Origin of the sequence: Aequorivita marina (assembly GCF_031631895.2) — a bacterium.
GTDB classification, from domain to species: domain Bacteria; phylum Bacteroidota; class Bacteroidia; order Flavobacteriales; family Flavobacteriaceae; genus Aequorivita; species Aequorivita marina.
The window spans coordinates 638,721-654,209 of the sequence record NZ_JAVMBW020000001.1 but is presented as its reverse complement, the minus strand read 5'-3'; the positions used below and the strand labels follow the sequence as shown (position 1 = coordinate 654,209).

General features: G+C 38.3%; 16 protein-coding genes and 1 tRNA gene. 7 read left to right on the top strand and 10 right to left on the bottom strand.

The features are described from left to right. Positions 1-52 precede the first annotated feature (52 nt). The 7 genes from QPK98_RS02990 (at position 53) to QPK98_RS02960 (ending at position 5,127) form a co-directional block, all read left to right on the top strand. Entirely contained in the window at positions 53-1,081 is a 1,029-nt protein-coding gene (locus QPK98_RS02990) for an asparaginase (protein WP_310991739.1), read from the top strand. Between the two features lie 163 nt (positions 1,082-1,244). After that, positions 1,245-1,332: transfer RNA gene (locus tag QPK98_RS02985), tRNA-Ser, on the top strand. Between the two features lie 639 nt (positions 1,333-1,971). Then, the gene (locus QPK98_RS02980) at positions 1,972-2,781 is read left to right on the top strand and encodes a MotA/TolQ/ExbB proton channel family protein (RefSeq protein ID WP_310991516.1); all 810 of its coding nucleotides are present in this window, start codon (positions 1,972-1,974) and stop codon (positions 2,779-2,781) included. Positions 2,782-2,793: 12 nt separating this feature from the next. Beyond that, positions 2,794-3,219: a hypothetical protein gene (locus QPK98_RS02975; RefSeq protein WP_310991515.1), complete on the top strand. Its 426-nt coding sequence runs from the start codon at positions 2,794-2,796 to the stop codon at positions 3,217-3,219. Beyond that, positions 3,219-3,842: an ExbD/TolR family protein gene (locus QPK98_RS02970; protein ID WP_310991514.1), complete on the top strand. Its 624-nt coding sequence runs from the start codon at positions 3,219-3,221 to the stop codon at positions 3,840-3,842. Before QPK98_RS02975 ends, QPK98_RS02970 begins: the two co-directional genes overlap by 1 nt. Before the next feature lie 10 nt (positions 3,843-3,852). Further along, the gene (locus tag QPK98_RS02965) at positions 3,853-4,326 is read left to right on the top strand and encodes an ExbD/TolR family protein (protein ID WP_310991513.1); all 474 of its coding nucleotides are present in this window, start codon (positions 3,853-3,855) and stop codon (positions 4,324-4,326) included. Between the two features lie 102 nt (positions 4,327-4,428). Continuing rightward, complete coding sequence (locus QPK98_RS02960) at positions 4,429-5,127, top strand: porin family protein (RefSeq protein ID WP_310991512.1); 699 nt, start codon at positions 4,429-4,431, stop codon at positions 5,125-5,127. Here the strand turns inward: QPK98_RS02960 and QPK98_RS02955 are convergent. The 10 genes from QPK98_RS02955 to QPK98_RS02910 all read right to left on the bottom strand — a co-directional run bounded on the left by QPK98_RS02955 (position 5,122) and on the right by QPK98_RS02910 (position 15,458). Beyond that, positions 5,122-5,727, bottom strand: a complete 606-nt coding sequence (locus QPK98_RS02955; protein WP_310991511.1) for a hypothetical protein — start codon at positions 5,725-5,727, stop codon at positions 5,122-5,124. The genes QPK98_RS02960 and QPK98_RS02955 overlap by 6 nt on opposite strands. Beyond that, positions 5,727-7,181 carry an RNA polymerase factor sigma-54 gene (gene rpoN, locus QPK98_RS02950; RefSeq protein WP_310991510.1) on the bottom strand — a complete coding sequence of 485 codons (1,455 nt, stop codon included), beginning with the start codon at positions 7,179-7,181 and terminating at the stop codon, positions 5,727-5,729. Before rpoN ends, QPK98_RS02955 begins: the two co-directional genes overlap by 1 nt. A gap of 166 nt (positions 7,182-7,347) precedes the next feature. Further along, positions 7,348-8,790, bottom strand: a complete 1,443-nt coding sequence (gene asnS / locus QPK98_RS02945; protein ID WP_310991509.1) for an asparagine--tRNA ligase — start codon at positions 8,788-8,790, stop codon at positions 7,348-7,350. A 52-nt stretch (positions 8,791-8,842) separates the two neighbouring features. Next, positions 8,843-11,239 (bottom strand): efflux RND transporter permease subunit, encoded by a 2,397-nt coding sequence (locus tag QPK98_RS02940; RefSeq protein WP_310991508.1) that lies wholly within the window; start codon positions 11,237-11,239, stop codon positions 8,843-8,845. 158 nt (positions 11,240-11,397) lie between these two features. Continuing rightward, positions 11,398-12,321, bottom strand: a complete 924-nt coding sequence (locus QPK98_RS02935; protein ID WP_310991507.1) for a DUF3078 domain-containing protein — start codon at positions 12,319-12,321, stop codon at positions 11,398-11,400. 104 nt (positions 12,322-12,425) lie between these two features. After that, positions 12,426-12,938, bottom strand: coding sequence for a DUF2480 family protein (locus QPK98_RS02930; RefSeq protein ID WP_310991506.1), 513 nt, complete (start codon positions 12,936-12,938; stop codon positions 12,426-12,428). A gap of 75 nt (positions 12,939-13,013) precedes the next feature. Then, positions 13,014-13,343, bottom strand: a complete 330-nt coding sequence (locus QPK98_RS02925) for a DUF59 domain-containing protein (RefSeq protein ID WP_310991505.1) — start codon at positions 13,341-13,343, stop codon at positions 13,014-13,016. Between the two features lie 4 nt (positions 13,344-13,347). Next, the gene (locus QPK98_RS02920) at positions 13,348-13,773 is read right to left on the bottom strand and encodes a SufE family protein (RefSeq protein WP_310991504.1); all 426 of its coding nucleotides are present in this window, start codon (positions 13,771-13,773) and stop codon (positions 13,348-13,350) included. A 2-nt stretch (positions 13,774-13,775) separates the two neighbouring features. Further along, positions 13,776-14,222, bottom strand: a complete 447-nt coding sequence (locus QPK98_RS02915; protein ID WP_310991503.1) for an META domain-containing protein — start codon at positions 14,220-14,222, stop codon at positions 13,776-13,778. Positions 14,223-14,243: 21 nt separating this feature from the next. Further along, positions 14,244-15,458 (bottom strand): aminotransferase class V-fold PLP-dependent enzyme, encoded by a 1,215-nt coding sequence (locus QPK98_RS02910; protein WP_310991502.1) that lies wholly within the window; start codon positions 15,456-15,458, stop codon positions 14,244-14,246. Positions 15,459-15,489: the final 31 nt, after the last annotated feature.

Below are 15,489 nucleotides of genomic sequence, written 5' to 3'. Positions count from 1 at the left end.
AGATTTCAGCCTAACATGTAAATCGGAATTGTGTTATAAGAATTGAAATATGATGAAAACCAAACCAAACATACTCCTTATATATACAGGTGGAACAATCGGGATGATAAAAGATTTTGAAACCGGTGCATTGCGCAATTTCAACTTTGATGAACTGCTCAACCATATTCCCGAACTTAAGTTGTTGGACTGTAACATTACCACTACCACTTTTGAAGACCCCATTGACAGTTCTAACATGAGTCCTAAGTATTGGGTGGATCTAGTGACTATTATTGAGGAAAATTATGAAGAAATAGATGGTTTTGTAGTGCTTCACGGCAGTGATACCATGTCTTACACTGCATCAGCAGTAAGTTTTATGTTAGAAAACTTGGGAAAACCAGTTGTATTTACGGGCTCTCAGCTTCCTATTGGCGATTTGCGTACAGATGCCAAGGAAAATTTAATTACTTCTATTCAAATTGCATCCCTTCAGGAAAAGGGAAGGTCCAAAGTGGCCGAAGTCTGTCTTTATTTCGAGTATAAGCTGTACCGTGCCAACAGGACCACGAAAATTAACGCGGAGCATTTTGAAGCTTTTGCCTCCTTAAACTATCCAGACTTGGTGCAGAGTGGTGTTCATTTGGTTGTAAATGAAGACGCCCTTTACAAGCCAAACCGAAGGAAGAAATTGAAGGTTCATAAAAAGTTAGAAAGTAATATTCTCTTAGTAAAAATGTTTCCAGGTATAGATCGGGCTACCATTGAGCACCTTTTCTCGTATCCGGAAATGAGGGGGATGATTCTTGAAACATACGGAACGGGAAATATAACCAATGAATCTTGGTTTATTGATTTACTTAAAGGAGTGATAAAAAAGGGGATTCCGGTAGTAAATATTACCCAATGTGCAGGAGGAAGCGTAAATATGGGGCTGTATGAAACCAGTACTGAGCTTAAGAAAATGGGCGTTATTAGCGGAAAAGACTGTACAACAGAGGCTGCACTGTCTAAATTAATGTATTTGTTGGGACAAAATATATCTGCTAACAGCTTCAAAACCATATTTGAAACCTCGTTACGGGGAGAAATGCTATAAAAACATTGACGAAATTTTTTATAGCGTTGTTTTTTTTTTGATATTTGGCATTCCGTTTCAAATTATGGGCGTTCTAGATTAAGAAGCTTAGCATTTGAAAAGTGTTTTTTGAAATTTTTAGGTTCTCCCTTTGTCAAAAGGTTATTTTGAAGGAGAAAACTTTAGAGAGGTGGCCGAGTGGTCGAAGGCGCACGCCTGGAAAGTGTGTATACGCCAAAAGCGTATCGAGGGTTCGAATCCCTTCCTCTCTGCGAGTACATTTTTCCTGTAATAAATTTGTCGGAGCTTGCTCCAGCAAATTTATGGAGGGAAAAATGTAATCAGCGATAGCTGATGAAATACAATGTATTTCCAGCATAACCTTTTGGGATCAGCGCAGCTAATCCGTTTGTCGGAGCTTGCTCCAGCAAATTTATGGAGGGAAAAATGTAATCAGCGATAGCTGATGAAATACAATGTATTTCCAGCATAACCTTTTGGGATCAGCGCAGCTAATCCGTTTGTCGGAGCTTGCTCCAGCAAATTTATGGAGGGAAAAATGTAATCAGCGATAGCTGATGAAATACAATGTATTTCCAGCATAACCTTTTGGGATCAGCGCAGCTAATCCATTTGTCGGAGCTTGCTCCAGCAAATTTATGGAAGGAAAATGTAAGCAGTGATAGTAGACAATAGCTTTTAAAAGTGCAGATGTAGAAGGACGCTTATTGAAACTAAGAAAAAATGGATTGTTTTGTAAGAAGAAGTGATACATGTAAAACACAGGTTTTTAGTGTGTTTCAAAAAATAACACACGCCTTTTTTTAGACCGAATTAATATTCTTGTAGATTAACTAAATTATTTTATATCTTTAAACCCTTAACTAAAAACAAACTTTAAGTCGATAGCAATGAAAAAATTATTTTCTATTATGGCGGTGACCGCAATGGTTTTTGTGGGAACGTTAAACGCAAACGCTTCAACAGCGCAAACAATGCCAACGAGCTCACAAGCCTTGGTTACAGCAGCCACAGTTTCTTTTATTCAAGATGAACCAGCTCCTGCAGCAGATGCAGATCGAGGTTTTCACCAAGAATTGAAAGAACGTTTTGTGGAAGGTGGTCCTGGATTTATGGGAATTGTACTTCTATGTTTAATTCTAGGATTGGCAATTGCTATTGAAAGAATTATTTTTCTTAACCTTTCAACTACCAATACTCAAAAATTGGCCGCAAATGTTGAAGACGCACTAAACAGTGGTGGTATTGAAGCTGCTAAAGAAGTGTGCCGAAACACAAAGGGCCCTGTTGCCTCAATTTACTATCAAGGTCTAGATCGTGCCGACGAAGGAATAGACATTGCTGAAAAAGCAGTTGTAGCCTACGGTGGTGTGCAGATGGGGCAACTTGAGAAAAACGTCTCTTGGATATCCTTATTTATCGCACTGGCACCAATGCTTGGTTTCATGGGTACGGTAATCGGGATGATTATTGCCTTTGATAAAATTCAGTCAGCTGGTGATATGAACCCTTCTCTTGTGGCAGGTGGTATTAAGGTAGCACTTTTAACAACAGTATTCGGTTTGATTGTAGCGATTATTCTTCAAATTTTCTATAACTATATTATTGCAAAAATTGATAGTATTGTTAACAGTATGGAGGATGCTTCTATTACTTTAATCGATATGTTGTTCGACTACAAAACAAATAATAAAATCTAAACAAACCACAAGATGGCATTACATAAAATTTTAAAAATAGTAGCATTGCTTCTAAGCATTGCAGGGATTATTTTTCTTGCAATGATCATCGCAAAAGGTGATACTGCCGTAGCTGAAACAGGCGAAGGTGTAGATGGCTTTTTGTATGTGGCTTACATAACATTCGCTATAACCATATTATTCGTGCTCTTTTTCGTATTAAAAGGAATTTTTGCAGGAAATATAAAGAGTACCTTACTTTCTATAGGAGCATTTTTATTAGTCGTTGCTATATCATACGTGCTTGCCGATGGCAGCCCCATGCAAATGCCAGAAGGCGACGTGCTTTCTGCCAGCGGATCAAAATGGGTAGGTACAGGGTTATACACCTTTTATATTATGGCAATTTTGGCTATAGGGTCAATGGTGCTTAGCGGAATCAAAAAAGTAACTAAATAATGGCAAGAAGATCAACACCCGAAGTAAACGCAGGGTCTATGGCCGACATCGCGTTCCTACTGCTTATCTTTTTTCTGGTAACTACTACCATTGAGAAAGATAAGGGTATCGCGAGACAGTTGCCGCCCAAAGAACCGCCTACGGACGAACAAGTGAAAATTAAGGAGAAAAACCTGTTTATAGTAAATGTAAACAGAGCTGATCAACTATTGGTTGAGGATAACTTAATGGAACTTAAAGATCTTCGCCAAGCCGCAATTGCTTTTCTAGACAATGGAGGAGCACCTTCAGGATCGCCGGAATATTGTAATTACTGTAAAGGTAAACGAGATCAGAAATCATCAGATAATCCGGATAAGGCAGTAATTTCTGTACAAAACGATAGACTTACCTCGTATAAAATGTATATAGCCGTTCAAAACGAACTGGTTGCAGCATATAACTTTTTAAGAGATAGGGAATCGGAGCGACTTTATGGATGGAAATTTACCGAAGTAAGCAATGCGATAGAAGAAGGGAGTTTCAAAGGAAACGAAGAGGCTATAAAGCCAAAACTGGAAACTGTTCAAAAAATGTTTCCAATGAAGCTTTCTGAAGCCGAACCTAAAAAATCTGGATCATAATACGATAACTATGTCAAAGTTTAGAAAGAAAAAAAGCAACGAATTACCTGCGGTAAACACTGCGTCTTTACCAGATATTGTGTTTATGTTACTATTCTTTTTTATGGTGGTAACCGTATTGCGTGAGGATAATTTGTTGGTTCAAAATACGCTGCCAAAGGCAGATCAAGTTGAGAAACTCAAGAAAGATAGATCTGTGTATATTTATGCTGGGAAACCAAGCTCAAGATACCAAGAAAAATATGGATCTGAAGCCAAAATTCAAATTGGCGATAAATATACAGACGTTACCAACCTAAAGTACGCCTTAACAGAGGCGCGACAAAAACTGCTACCTGAACTTCAAGATAGAGTTATGGTTGCACTTAAAGTTGATGAAGATACCAACACAGGTATGGTAACTGATATTAAACAAGAGTTAAGAGATTTGAATATGCTTAAAATCATTTATATTACCACACCAGGGAATCAATTAGATCAGTAAGCATTTCAATAGTTTATTAAATTACGCTTTATCCCGATTCGTCGGAATAAGGCGTTTTTTTTTGTTTCACTTTTTGTGAAATTAGATTTACCTTTACTCCTTATGCAAAACCCACCTAAAGCTTGTGTTTTTATTATTCTCCTGCTTGTTTCTTGTGCTAGCTTGGCACAGGACTCTATTAGGCATGCCACCGAAGATTCGCTGTATAGGGAAGATCAATTCTATATTGGGGTTACTTACAATATTCCTACAGATTTACCTTCAAGCGTTCAGGTTAGGGGGCTTACGGGAGGTGTACATTTAGGCTACTTGCGAGATATGCCGATAAATAAGCGCCGGAATATTGCAATTGCCTTAGGCGCGGGCCTAGCCTTAGACCAGTTTGGTCAAAATCTTTCAATTGGGGAAACACCCAACGGAAAAACGGTTTTTAGAGTATTAGATCGAGACTATACACGAAACCGGTTCAACATTGCAACTATCGAGGCACCTGTAGAATTCCGGTGGCGTAGCTCTACAGCGTCAAACTATAAATTTTGGAGGGTCTATGCTGGTTTTAGGGTAGGTTATGCTTATTGGTATAAAGCTACCTTTAAACAATCAGGAAACAACATAAATCAAACAGATATACCTGAATTTGATCCCCTCCGGCTTTCAGCTACGTTGAGTTTTGGGTATAATACGTTTAACTTCTTTGCTTCCTATAGTCTGAACCCATTCTTTAAGAACGCCGAAACAGTTGATGGCGAGCCTGTGGGCTTTAAGAGCTTAAAAGTTGGGTTGATGTTCTATATACTATAACCAAAGATTGAATAAAATAAGCTGGGGAATAGCACCTAATAAAAAGCCAATTCCGAGTTCTGGATAGGTGTGTGAGTCACTATTTAATCGCGATGAGGCTACCCATCCATTCACAAAGAGAAAAAAGCTTATAGTAACGAGTAGGTTGATTTTAAAATGTGCGCTCAAGCCTACCAAAAATAGTAATATTCCTGCTACGCCCATTTGGTGCAAACTTATCTTTAGTTTGAAAAACACCATTATAAGTGCACTAAAGGCCGATAAAAGAACTCCCACAAAATAGTAGTACATTTCACGATCATCATAGGGGTCAAAAACCATTTTAATGATGAGCAACAAAAGAATGCATTGAATCATTAACGGAAACTTGCGCTCTTTCACTTTTTTTAGGTAGATGGTATCTACCACTTTAATGTTCTTTAAAAGAAAAAAAACAACGATAGGAATAAAAATACTAACAATAGCAACTGCCAATAACTTTGCTTGAATCAACTCGGGCTCTGCGTACCGCGGTGAAACACTAAAGTAGAGGATAGCGCCCAAAAGCGGCATCAATAAAGGGTGAAATAGATATGAAGCTAGCTTTAGAAATAATTTCATTAAATCTCTTTTCTGAGTCTTGCCACAGGTAAATCCAGTTGTTCCCTATACTTGGCAATCGTGCGTCTGGCAATTGGGTAGCCTTTTTCTAATAAAACTTTAGCCAGCTTGTCATCTGTAAGCGGCTTTCTTTTGTTTTCTTCGGAAATGGTTATTTCAAGAATCTTTTTAATCTCCCTAGTTGAAACATCTTCGCCTTGGTCATTTTTCATCGATTCGCTGAAAAACTCTTTAATTAATTTTGTTCCGTAAGGGGTATCTACATATTTGCTGTTGGCAACCCGAGACACGGTTGAAACATCCATATCAATTTTATCGGCAATATCTTTAAGAATCATGGGCTTTAGTTTTCTTTCATCGCCCGTCATAAAATACTCCTTTTGGTGGTGCATGATAGCGTTCATGGTAACAAAAAGAGTCTGTTGCCTTTGTTTAATGGCGTCAATAAACCATTTGGCCGCATCTAGCTTTTGCTTAATAAACATTACAGCATCTTTTTGGGCCTTAGACTTCTTTTTAGACTCCTTGTAGCCTTTTAGCATGTTGGTGTAATCATGGCTTACGTGAAGCTCTGGAGTATTCCTTCCATTTAGGGTAAGGTCTAATTCGCCGTCAACTATCTTTATGGCAAAATCTGGAACAACGTGCTCTACAATTCTATTATTTCCAGAATAGGTGCCTCCAGGTTTTGGGTTTAGGCTTTCAATTTCATGAATGGCCTCCCTGAGTTGATCTTCGGTAATATCTAACTTCTGAATAAGTTTTTTATAATGCTTTTTACTAAACTGATCAAAGGAATCTTCCATGATTGAAATGGCTAATTCTACTGATGGGCTGGCAACTCTGCGCTCCAATTGAATCAATAAACATTCTTGCAGATCACGGGCAGCTACACCAGGAGGGTCTAACTCCTGAACTGTTTTTAGAACGGTTTCTACCTTGTCTTCAGTTGTGTAAACGTTTTGTGTAAAGGCCAAATCGTCCACAATGTCTTGAATTTCACGACGAATGTATCCGCTTTCGTCCACGCTTCCCACCAAAAATTTTGCAATCTCTTCTTCCTCCTCATCCATGCGATAGGTTCTTAATTGCTGCATTAAATGCTGGGTAAAGGAAGTTCCAGCGGCATAGGGCATCTGGCGTTCTTCATCGTCAGCACTGTAGTTCCTGGCAGAGAGCTTATAACTTGGTACCTCATCATCACTAAGGTAGTCATCAACGTTTATCTCAGTTTCAATCACTTCATTGCCTTCATCATCGTATTCCTCATTGCTGAATTCGTCTTCAAACTCGTCCGTGTCGTCTTTTCCACCTTCTAGGGCTGGGTTGTCCTCAAGCTCCTGCGATATTCGCTGCTCAAAAGCTTGCGTAGGCAGCTGTATCATCTTCATCAACTGTATTTGTTGAGGCGATAATTTCTGCGATAGTTTAAGATTTAATTGCTGTTTTAACATAGTGCTATTTGCTACCTTATAAAGTTAAAAAAAACCAGCTACTAAAGTAATTAAGTAGCTAGTTTTATTAAAAACTTATGAGTTTTGATGCTTGTCTAAAGTGGTAAATCCAGTTGCCGCGTTATTTTTTATGTATAACAACTTGCCTTTGGCATCAAAACGATTCTTAAAAATCTGCGTTTCCGGGCGTTCTTGGATAAGGTATTACATCGCGAATGTTCCCCATTCCCGTTGTAAACTGCACCAAGCGTTCAAAGCCAAGACCAAAACCACTATGAACGGCACTTCCGAATTTACGTAAATCTAAATACCAATATAGCTCTTTTTCGTCAATATCCATTGCAGCCATTTTCTCTTTTAAAACGTCATAGCGTTCTTCCCGCTGCGATCCGCCTACAATTTCTCCAATTCCGGGGAAAAGTACGTCCATGGCACGCACCGTTTTACCATCATCGTTCAAACGCATATAGAATGCCTTGATTGTGGCTGGATAATCAAAGAGAATAACTGGGCACTTAAAATGTTTTTCCACTAAAAAGCGTTCATGTTCGCTTTGTAAATCGGCGCCCCATTCTTCAATAGTATATTTGAATTTTTTCTTTTTATTGGGCTTGGAGTTCATTAAAATATCAATTGCTTCGGTGTAACTCACTCTTTTGAAGTTGTTATCTAAAATAAAATGAAGCTTTTCCCGTAGTTTCATATCGCTACGTTCGTTTTTCGGCTTGGTCTTTTCTTCTTCTAAAAGCCTATTTTCAAGAAACTCAAGATCATCGGCGCAGTGCTCCAATACATACTTTACAACATATTTAATAAAGTCCTCGGCCAAGTCCATGTTTGCATCCAAATCGTTGAAGGCAACTTCGGGCTCAATCATCCAAAATTCTGCCAGGTGGCGGCTTGTGTTTGAGTTTTCGGCTCTAAATGTTGGGCCAAAGGTATATACTTTACCCAGTGCCATTGCATAGGTTTCTGCTTCTAATTGTCCACTAACAGTAAGATGAGTTTGTTTTTCGAAAAAATCTTCTTGATAGTTTACGTTTCCATTTTCATCAAGCGGAGGATTTTTTGGATCTATGGCCGAAACGCTAAACATTTCACCAGCGCCCTCAGCATCACTTCCGGTAATAATAGGCGAATGCATATAGTTGAAGTCATTTTTCTGAAAATATTCATGAACCGCAAATGCCAGTTTTGAACGGGTACGCATTACGGCCCCAAAGGTGTTGGTGCGGATGCGCAAATGTGCCTGCTCGCGTAAGGTTTCTAGCGAATGTCGTTTTGGCGATAGAATAGTAAGTTTTACATCTTCTGGGTTTGCTTCGCCCAAAACGTTTAGTTTCGAAACTTGAATTTCTACCGTTTGCCCGCGACCCTGACTTTCAACAAGAACACCAGTTACTTCAATGGCAGCACCAATTGTAACTTTTTTAAGGAGTTCCGTTTCAAAATTTTCAAAATCAACTACACATTGTAGCGTTTTAATAGTAGATCCATCATTTAACGCAATGAACCTGTTGCTTCTAAAAGAGCGTACCCAACCGCGAACTACAACTTCATGATGTGTAGGTTCGTGTTTTAAGAGCTCGGCTATAGTTTTGTGTTGCATAGTTATAATTTAAAAAGTGCAAAGATAAATTTTTTAATTCTGAATTCTAAATTCATTCTTCAGAAGTGTCTTCGTCGTCGTTCGACAAAATCTCAATGGCTGGTTTTTTCATTGTTTCCTTATTGGCAATACTTCGTTCTAACGAAAGCAGCAGTGTAGGAAGTAGTAATAGGTTGGCCGACATTGCAAATAACAAAGTTATAGAAACCAAAGCTCCTAAGGCAACTGTTCCGCCAAAGCTGGAAATGGTAAATACGGAAAAACCAAAGAAAAGTACAATAGAGGTATAGAACATACTTACCGAACTTTCACGGAGTGCTGCATAAACCGACTTTTTAATCTTCCAGTTGTTGGCTATCAGCTCTTGCCTGTATTTTGCTAAAAAGTGAATGGTATCATCTACCGATATACCAAAAGCAATGCTAAACACCAAGATTGTAGATGGTTTTATCGGAACCCCAACAAAGCCCATTACCCCGGCGGTAATTATTAATGGCAGCAGATTTGGAATAAGCGAAATTATAATCATTTTAAAACTTCGGAACATCCATGCCATAAAAAGGGCAATTAATAATATGGCCAAGGAAAGGGAAAAGATTAGGTTGTTGACCAAATAGTGCGTCCCTTTTTGAAAGACTAATGCCTTTCCTGTGACTGAGACATTATAGCGTTCTTCCGGGAAAACCTTGGCTATTTCAGAGTTTAGATCTTCTTCTATGCGTTTAAATCGGTCTGGCTCCGTATCTTTCATAAACGTAGTGATACGGGCAAATTGGCCGGTGCTATCAACATAGCTGCTCAATAAGTCGGCATTTGTGGCGCTACTTTTGGCGTAAGAAAGTATAAATGCGCGCTCCTGACTATTGGGAAGTTGGTAGTAATCTGGATTTCCGTTGTAATAGGCTTGTTTTGAATATTTCACCAATTCTACCACTGAAATCGGTTTCGCAAATTCTGGAATTTCCTGGATATGCTCCTGTAATTTATCAATACGCTTTAAAGTGGCGCCACTTAAAACACCTTTTTTCTTTTTGGTGTCCACCATGATTTCCAATGGCATTATGCCTTCATATTCTTTTTCAAAAAAGCGTATATCGTCAAAGAATCCGGTATTTTTCGGCATATCTTCAATAAGGCTTCCAGAGATTTTGATGTTATAAATACCAATAATACTGGCGCAAAGCACAAGAACAGCAGTTATGTATATGGTAATACGCCGTTCTTTTACCATGCGTTCTATCCAGTCTACAATTTTGTTTATCCAAACCTTGTTTAAATGATTTAAATGCTTCTCCTTGGGCACAGGCATATAGCTATATATGATTGGGATTATGAGCAAACTCAATAAAAATATGGCCACGATGTTAATGGAGGCGACGATACCGAACTCGCTTAAAAGCTCACTTTTTACTAAAATAAAGGTAGCAAAGCCTGAAGCTGTGGTAAGGTTGGTCATTAGTGTGGCATTTCCAACTTTAGAAATAACACGTTGTAGCGATTTTGCTTGGTTTCCGTGCAATTTTATTTCCTGTTGATACTTATTTATGAGGAAAATACAGTTGGGGATTCCAATTACAATAATCAACGGTGGAATCAAGGCAGTGAGCACCGTAATTTCATAATGCAGCAGACCTAAAAATCCAAAAGCCCACATTACCCCAATAATAACGGTGATCATTGAAATAAAAGTAGCGCGCCATGAGCGGAAAAAGAAGAAGAAGATAAGAGAGGTAACGAATAGCGCCGCACCAATAAAAAGGCCTATTTCGTCTATAATGCTTTGCGAATTTAACGTGCGAATATAAGGCATACCCGAGGTGTAAACGTTCACACCGGTGTCCTCCTCAAATTTTTCAATTAACGGAATAAGGTCCTCTATAACAAAATCCTTTCTTGCCGAAGTATTTACAACATCTTTCTTAAGGTAAATAGCAGACCGAATGGATTGCTTATCGGGGCTATAAATAAGGCCGTCATAAAAGGGAAGCTTATTAAAAAGTTCGTCTTTATGTTTTGCCAAGCTTTCGGTTGTAAAAACAGAATCTTTAATAAATGGAACCAATTCAAAACCAGTAGTATCGGTCTTTTTTTGAAGCTTTTGAAGACTTCCTACTGAAAGGGTGAGATCTACCTCGTCAAACTTGCCAATATCTTTAGAAAGTCGGTTCCAGGCTTGAAATTTTTCAGGGGTAAAGATGCTTGAGTCTTTTACACCCATTACAATTAGGTTGCCTTCTTCGCCGAAATGTGATAAAAACTTATCGTATTCAATATTTACAGGATGGTCATCAGGCAATAGGTTTGCTTCGGTAAAGGTAAACCGCATGTTTTTCCATTGCAAGCCTAAAAGCACGGTAATAAGTGCAATAACAATTAAGATGCCTGTTCGATTTCTTAGAATAAACCGCGCTATAAAACCCCAAAATCCAATGCTAAAAAGTTTCGCCAAACCAAATATTTAAAGACTTGGCAAAGGTATGAATATCCTATAAGTAGGGTCTCTATTTTTACACGTATTTTTTGCAAACGCCAATGGTTTAAAAACAATAAAACCTCGCAGCATATAAGTGCTACGAGGTTTTAAAAATATTTTGGGCTATTTTATCTTTAGAAGCCGTACGTAACGCCAATCCCAAGCGCTTCACGTATTTGGAAGCCTTTAACGGCATTGTCGTCATAAATAGCTTGGAAAGCTACGTTTGCCGAGATGTAGTCGTTTACTTTAAAAAGTAAATTCATGGTATAGTCAATATCCACATTCTGAGGATCTTCCAAATAATTGGAATATAGATTTAAAATGTTTTCCATGGAAACATTTTTCATCAACTCTAGTTTAGCATAAGCCGAAAGGGAAGCGCCAAACTCAAAGCGCATGGTTTCGTTTGCTTCTACCCCAAAATATGGGTCCTCATTAAATGCTGCAATAGCGATAGGATCGTTCCCCACATCTGTAAAGGCGCTATTTACAAAAATTAAGCGTGCCGTTGCAGGAGATATATTTACATATAGGTTGTCGTTCTTTTTCCAAAGCATTCCAGGGCCAAATTGTAGGTAGCCTGGAGACATAAATTTAGAGTCTTCGGTACGGTAACCATTATCTTCTGGGTTAAGATCTTCGTTAAATTCATAACCTGAAGTAAATTGGGTTTTAAAGTTTAGGAAAAATGAATAGTACCAGTTGCTTTCTTTTATCTGTCTTCCTAAAATAGAGTTTAGTTCTAAACGGTCATTCGTTTTACGTGCATATTTATCGTCTTTATTTTTAGTAAGACCATATTCTGCAATAATACGGTTGTTCCAGGTTAGCTTATCGTGCTTATAGTTAAAGTCGTAGTTTAAGCCTAAGTTTCCTGCAATGTTAGAGGTTCCACCGCCAGTCCATTCATGGTTGAAAGCTGCTTGGTTGAATAATAACGAAATATTTCCTGATCGGGTCCATCCATTTGGGATGGTGTCTTTCTCGGTTTCTTCTTGGGCTAGTAGCGCCAAGGGTGCAGTAAAGAGTACTGCAAGAAGTACTAATTTTTTCATTTTATTTTTAATTTTTGAGAGTGCAAAATTACCACTATTTTGAAAAATCAATGAAATTAATTGCTAAATAATTATTAATGTTACGAATTTGCCTGAATAAGGTGCTAATTCTTGGGTTTTTTGTAAAGCGGAACGGAAGAACAAGCTTCGCCATACATGATGCTTTTCGCAATGGGTTGAAGTTTTTGGGCTAGAAGAACATAGGCGTTCTGCGGAATAGGTTTGTTGGCGCACCCTTTAATAATTATGGATTTGTCTTGATATTCCGAAACATCCAAATCTTTTAGTATTTCAGCAAAAAGAATACTGTCCAATTCTTGGAGGTTTCCCACAATTGCTTTTTTTGTATAAGGTACTAAATGTAGCGAAAGTAATAAATACGCCCAACCGGGAACAATGGCGTCTGTACTGCAAAAGAGCGCCACAAATTTATCTTGGTACTGACTCCAATCGTGATTTTTTGCTTGTTGGCGAAAGTCTTTTTCTCGTAGTACAATCCCTTCCATTAACCAGGGCGAAATATCAAACGCAACCCGTTCTCCAGTAGGATAAAAATCCTCAAGATTCAAGGTTATAAGCTTACTGTTTGCTACGCGATTTACAATTTCTTTTTCCAACTGGTTTTGTTATTTTGGATTTATGGTACAATCCCGATAAAATACTATGAGTATTTAATCGGGATTGTGTGGAATTTAAAGCATTCCTAATTCAAGAAGTGCTTCTTCACTCATTAATTCTTGGCTCCAAGGTGGGTCAAAGGTCATTTCTACTTCAGCATCTTTAATTTGTTTCATAGACTTCACCTTATCTTGAACCTCGGCTGGCAAACTTTCTGCCACCGGACAGTTTGGAGTGGTAAGGGTCATCAATATTTTCACTTCAAAGTCTTCATTTATAAAAACGTCGTATATAAGGCCGAGTTCATAAATGTCAACTGGAATTTCTGGATCGTAAATAGTTTTTATTACGGCGATTATTTTTTCGCCAAGTTCGTTCATATCTACTTCTGGTTCTGTTCCCATATCTCTATTTATTTACTTGTGTTTGGTATGCGAGGGCATACATTTTCATTTGCTTTATCATAGACACCAATCCATTTGCACGTGTAGGAGAAAGGTGTTCTTTCAATCCTATTTCGTCAATAAAATCGGTGTTTGCATCAAGAATTGCTTGCGGTTTCTGATTTGAAAACACGCGAACCAATATTGCAACAATACCTTTGGTGATTATTGCGTCACTATCTGCCGTAAAGATGATTTTGTCGTCTTTTAATTCAGAATTAAGCCACACTTTACTTTGGCAACCCTTAATGAGCTTATCGTCATTTTTTAAGGATTCATCAATTAGTGGGAGTGATTTTCCTAAGTCTATCATGTATTCGTAGCGTTGCATCCAATCATCAAAGATTGAAAACTCATCTATCAATTCTTCCTGAATTTCTTCAATACTCATAATTACTTTTCGTTTTTTAGGTCTTTTTTTGCGCTTAATAAAACACTTCTGTCTGCTTTGGAATAGAAGGTCAAGGTTCCATTCTCTAATGCGAAAGATCCCGTGTTGTTTAGTGCGTCTAAAAAGTTACGTTCGGTTTTCATAATTCCTTTGTCGGAACAATATTTCTCACTTACAGCGACGTTTTCAAAATTGATCGTGTACATGTCTAGCGTATAATCGCCAAATACGGAGTTGCAACCCGTCGTACCGCGAAATGAATTATCTGCAGCAGAAAGTGAGAACGTTGGAGCTTTGGTATTGGTTAATTTCGCGCCATTAATAGCCGAAACGGTATAATTACCTGTTAGCTGAATGTTTCCTGCAACATCGATTACTTTTTTCGTTTCGTCGCATCCGGTAAAGATAAGGGTGCAAATTAATAGAGATAGGCTTGCAAATAATTTCATGCTGGGTTTAGTTTTTTTGTTTTAGGAAAGCATCACTTTGGCTTTCTTTACTGCATTTACCAAGGCATCAACTTCTTCTAGTGTGTTATAAAACGCAAAGGAAGCGCGAACTGTGCCTGGTATTTTATAGAAGTCCATAATAGGCTGCGTGCAATGATGCCCCGTGCGGACAGCAATCCCCATTTTGTCCACAATTGTTCCAATATCGTATGGATGGATGCCTTCTATATTAAAGGATACTACCGAAGTTTTATTGCCTGTACCATAGATTTTAAGACCTTCTATCTCCAGAAGTTTTTCCGTGGCATATGCTAGTAGCTTATTTTCGTGTGCTTCAATTTCCTTAAAACCGATGTTGTTTAAATAGTCAATTGCCTCGCCAAAAGCTATTCCGCCGCAGATATTTGGCGTTCCCGCTTCAAATTTATGCGGTAGATCTGCATAGGTTGTTTTTTCAAAAGTTACTTCGGCAATCATTTCGCCTCCACCTTGGTAGGGTGGCAGTTTTTTGCCCCATTCCTCTTTCATGTATAGCATACCCACGCCGGTTGGCCCACACATTTTATGGGCTGATGTTACGTAAAAATCTACATCTAATTGCTGAAGATCTGGTTTTACGTGCGAACATGCTTGTGCACCGTCAATTAATACTGCAGCACTAACTTTATGTGCCTTTTTAATGATGTCGGCAATTGGGTTTATGGTTCCTAGTGCATTTGAAATATGGTTTACAAATACAAGCTTGGTTTTTTCTGAAAGCAATTTTTCATAATCTGCCATAATTAAAGTGCCTTCTTCATTCATCGGAATCACTTTTAGAATAGCGCCCGTTTTTTCGCAAAGCATTTGCCAGGGTACAATATTGCTGTGGTGTTCCATCGCAGAAACGATGATTTCATCGTCTTTTTGAAGAATTTCAGAAAATCCGCTCGCAACCAAATTTATACCGTGAGTTGTGCCGGCGGTAAAAATAATTTCAAAAGCTTCCTTAGCGTTGAAATGGGTTTGAATTTTATGTCTTGAAGCCTCGTAAGCATCTGTTGCCTCTTGCGAAAGACTATGTACGCCACGGTGGATATTAGCGTTGTAATTGCTGTAATAATTTACTATGCAATCAATAACCTGTTGTGGTTTCTGTGAAGTTGCGGCATTGTCTAAATACACCAGCGGATAACCATTTACCTTTCGGGAAAGAATGGGGAAGTCGTTGCGTATTTTTTTTATATCCATGGACATTTTTAAAATCTTTGGATTAGTATTGTAGAAT

What these genes read in the sequence shown, in the direction of transcription:
- QPK98_RS02990 (WP_310991739.1), top strand. Translation starts at nt 53, where the DNA reads ATGAAAACCAAACCAAACATACTCCTTATATATACAGGTGGAACAATC.
- QPK98_RS02980 (WP_310991516.1), top strand. Translation starts at nt 1,972, where the DNA reads ATGAAAAAATTATTTTCTATTATGGCGGTGACCGCAATGGTTTTTGTG.
- QPK98_RS02975 (WP_310991515.1), top strand. Translation starts at nt 2,794, where the DNA reads ATGGCATTACATAAAATTTTAAAAATAGTAGCATTGCTTCTAAGCATT.
- QPK98_RS02970 (WP_310991514.1), top strand. Translation starts at nt 3,219, where the DNA reads ATGGCAAGAAGATCAACACCCGAAGTAAACGCAGGGTCTATGGCCGAC.
- QPK98_RS02965 (WP_310991513.1), top strand. Translation starts at nt 3,853, where the DNA reads ATGTCAAAGTTTAGAAAGAAAAAAAGCAACGAATTACCTGCGGTAAAC.
- QPK98_RS02960 (WP_310991512.1), top strand. Translation starts at nt 4,429, where the DNA reads ATGCAAAACCCACCTAAAGCTTGTGTTTTTATTATTCTCCTGCTTGTT.
- QPK98_RS02955 (WP_310991511.1), bottom strand. Translation starts at nt 5,727, where the DNA reads ATGAAATTATTTCTAAAGCTAGCTTCATATCTATTTCACCCTTTATTG.
- rpoN (WP_310991510.1), bottom strand. Translation starts at nt 7,181, where the DNA reads ATGTTAAAACAGCAATTAAATCTTAAACTATCGCAGAAATTATCGCCT.
- asnS (WP_310991509.1), bottom strand. Translation starts at nt 8,790, where the DNA reads ATGCAACACAAAACTATAGCCGAGCTCTTAAAACACGAACCTACACAT.
- QPK98_RS02935 (WP_310991507.1), bottom strand. Translation starts at nt 12,321, where the DNA reads ATGAAAAAATTAGTACTTCTTGCAGTACTCTTTACTGCACCCTTGGCG.
- QPK98_RS02925 (WP_310991505.1), bottom strand. Translation starts at nt 13,343, where the DNA reads ATGGGAACAGAACCAGAAGTAGATATGAACGAACTTGGCGAAAAAATA.
- QPK98_RS02920 (WP_310991504.1), bottom strand. Translation starts at nt 13,773, where the DNA reads ATGAGTATTGAAGAAATTCAGGAAGAATTGATAGATGAGTTTTCAATC.
- QPK98_RS02915 (WP_310991503.1), bottom strand. Translation starts at nt 14,222, where the DNA reads ATGAAATTATTTGCAAGCCTATCTCTATTAATTTGCACCCTTATCTTT.
- QPK98_RS02910 (WP_310991502.1), bottom strand. Translation starts at nt 15,458, where the DNA reads ATGTCCATGGATATAAAAAAAATACGCAACGACTTCCCCATTCTTTCC.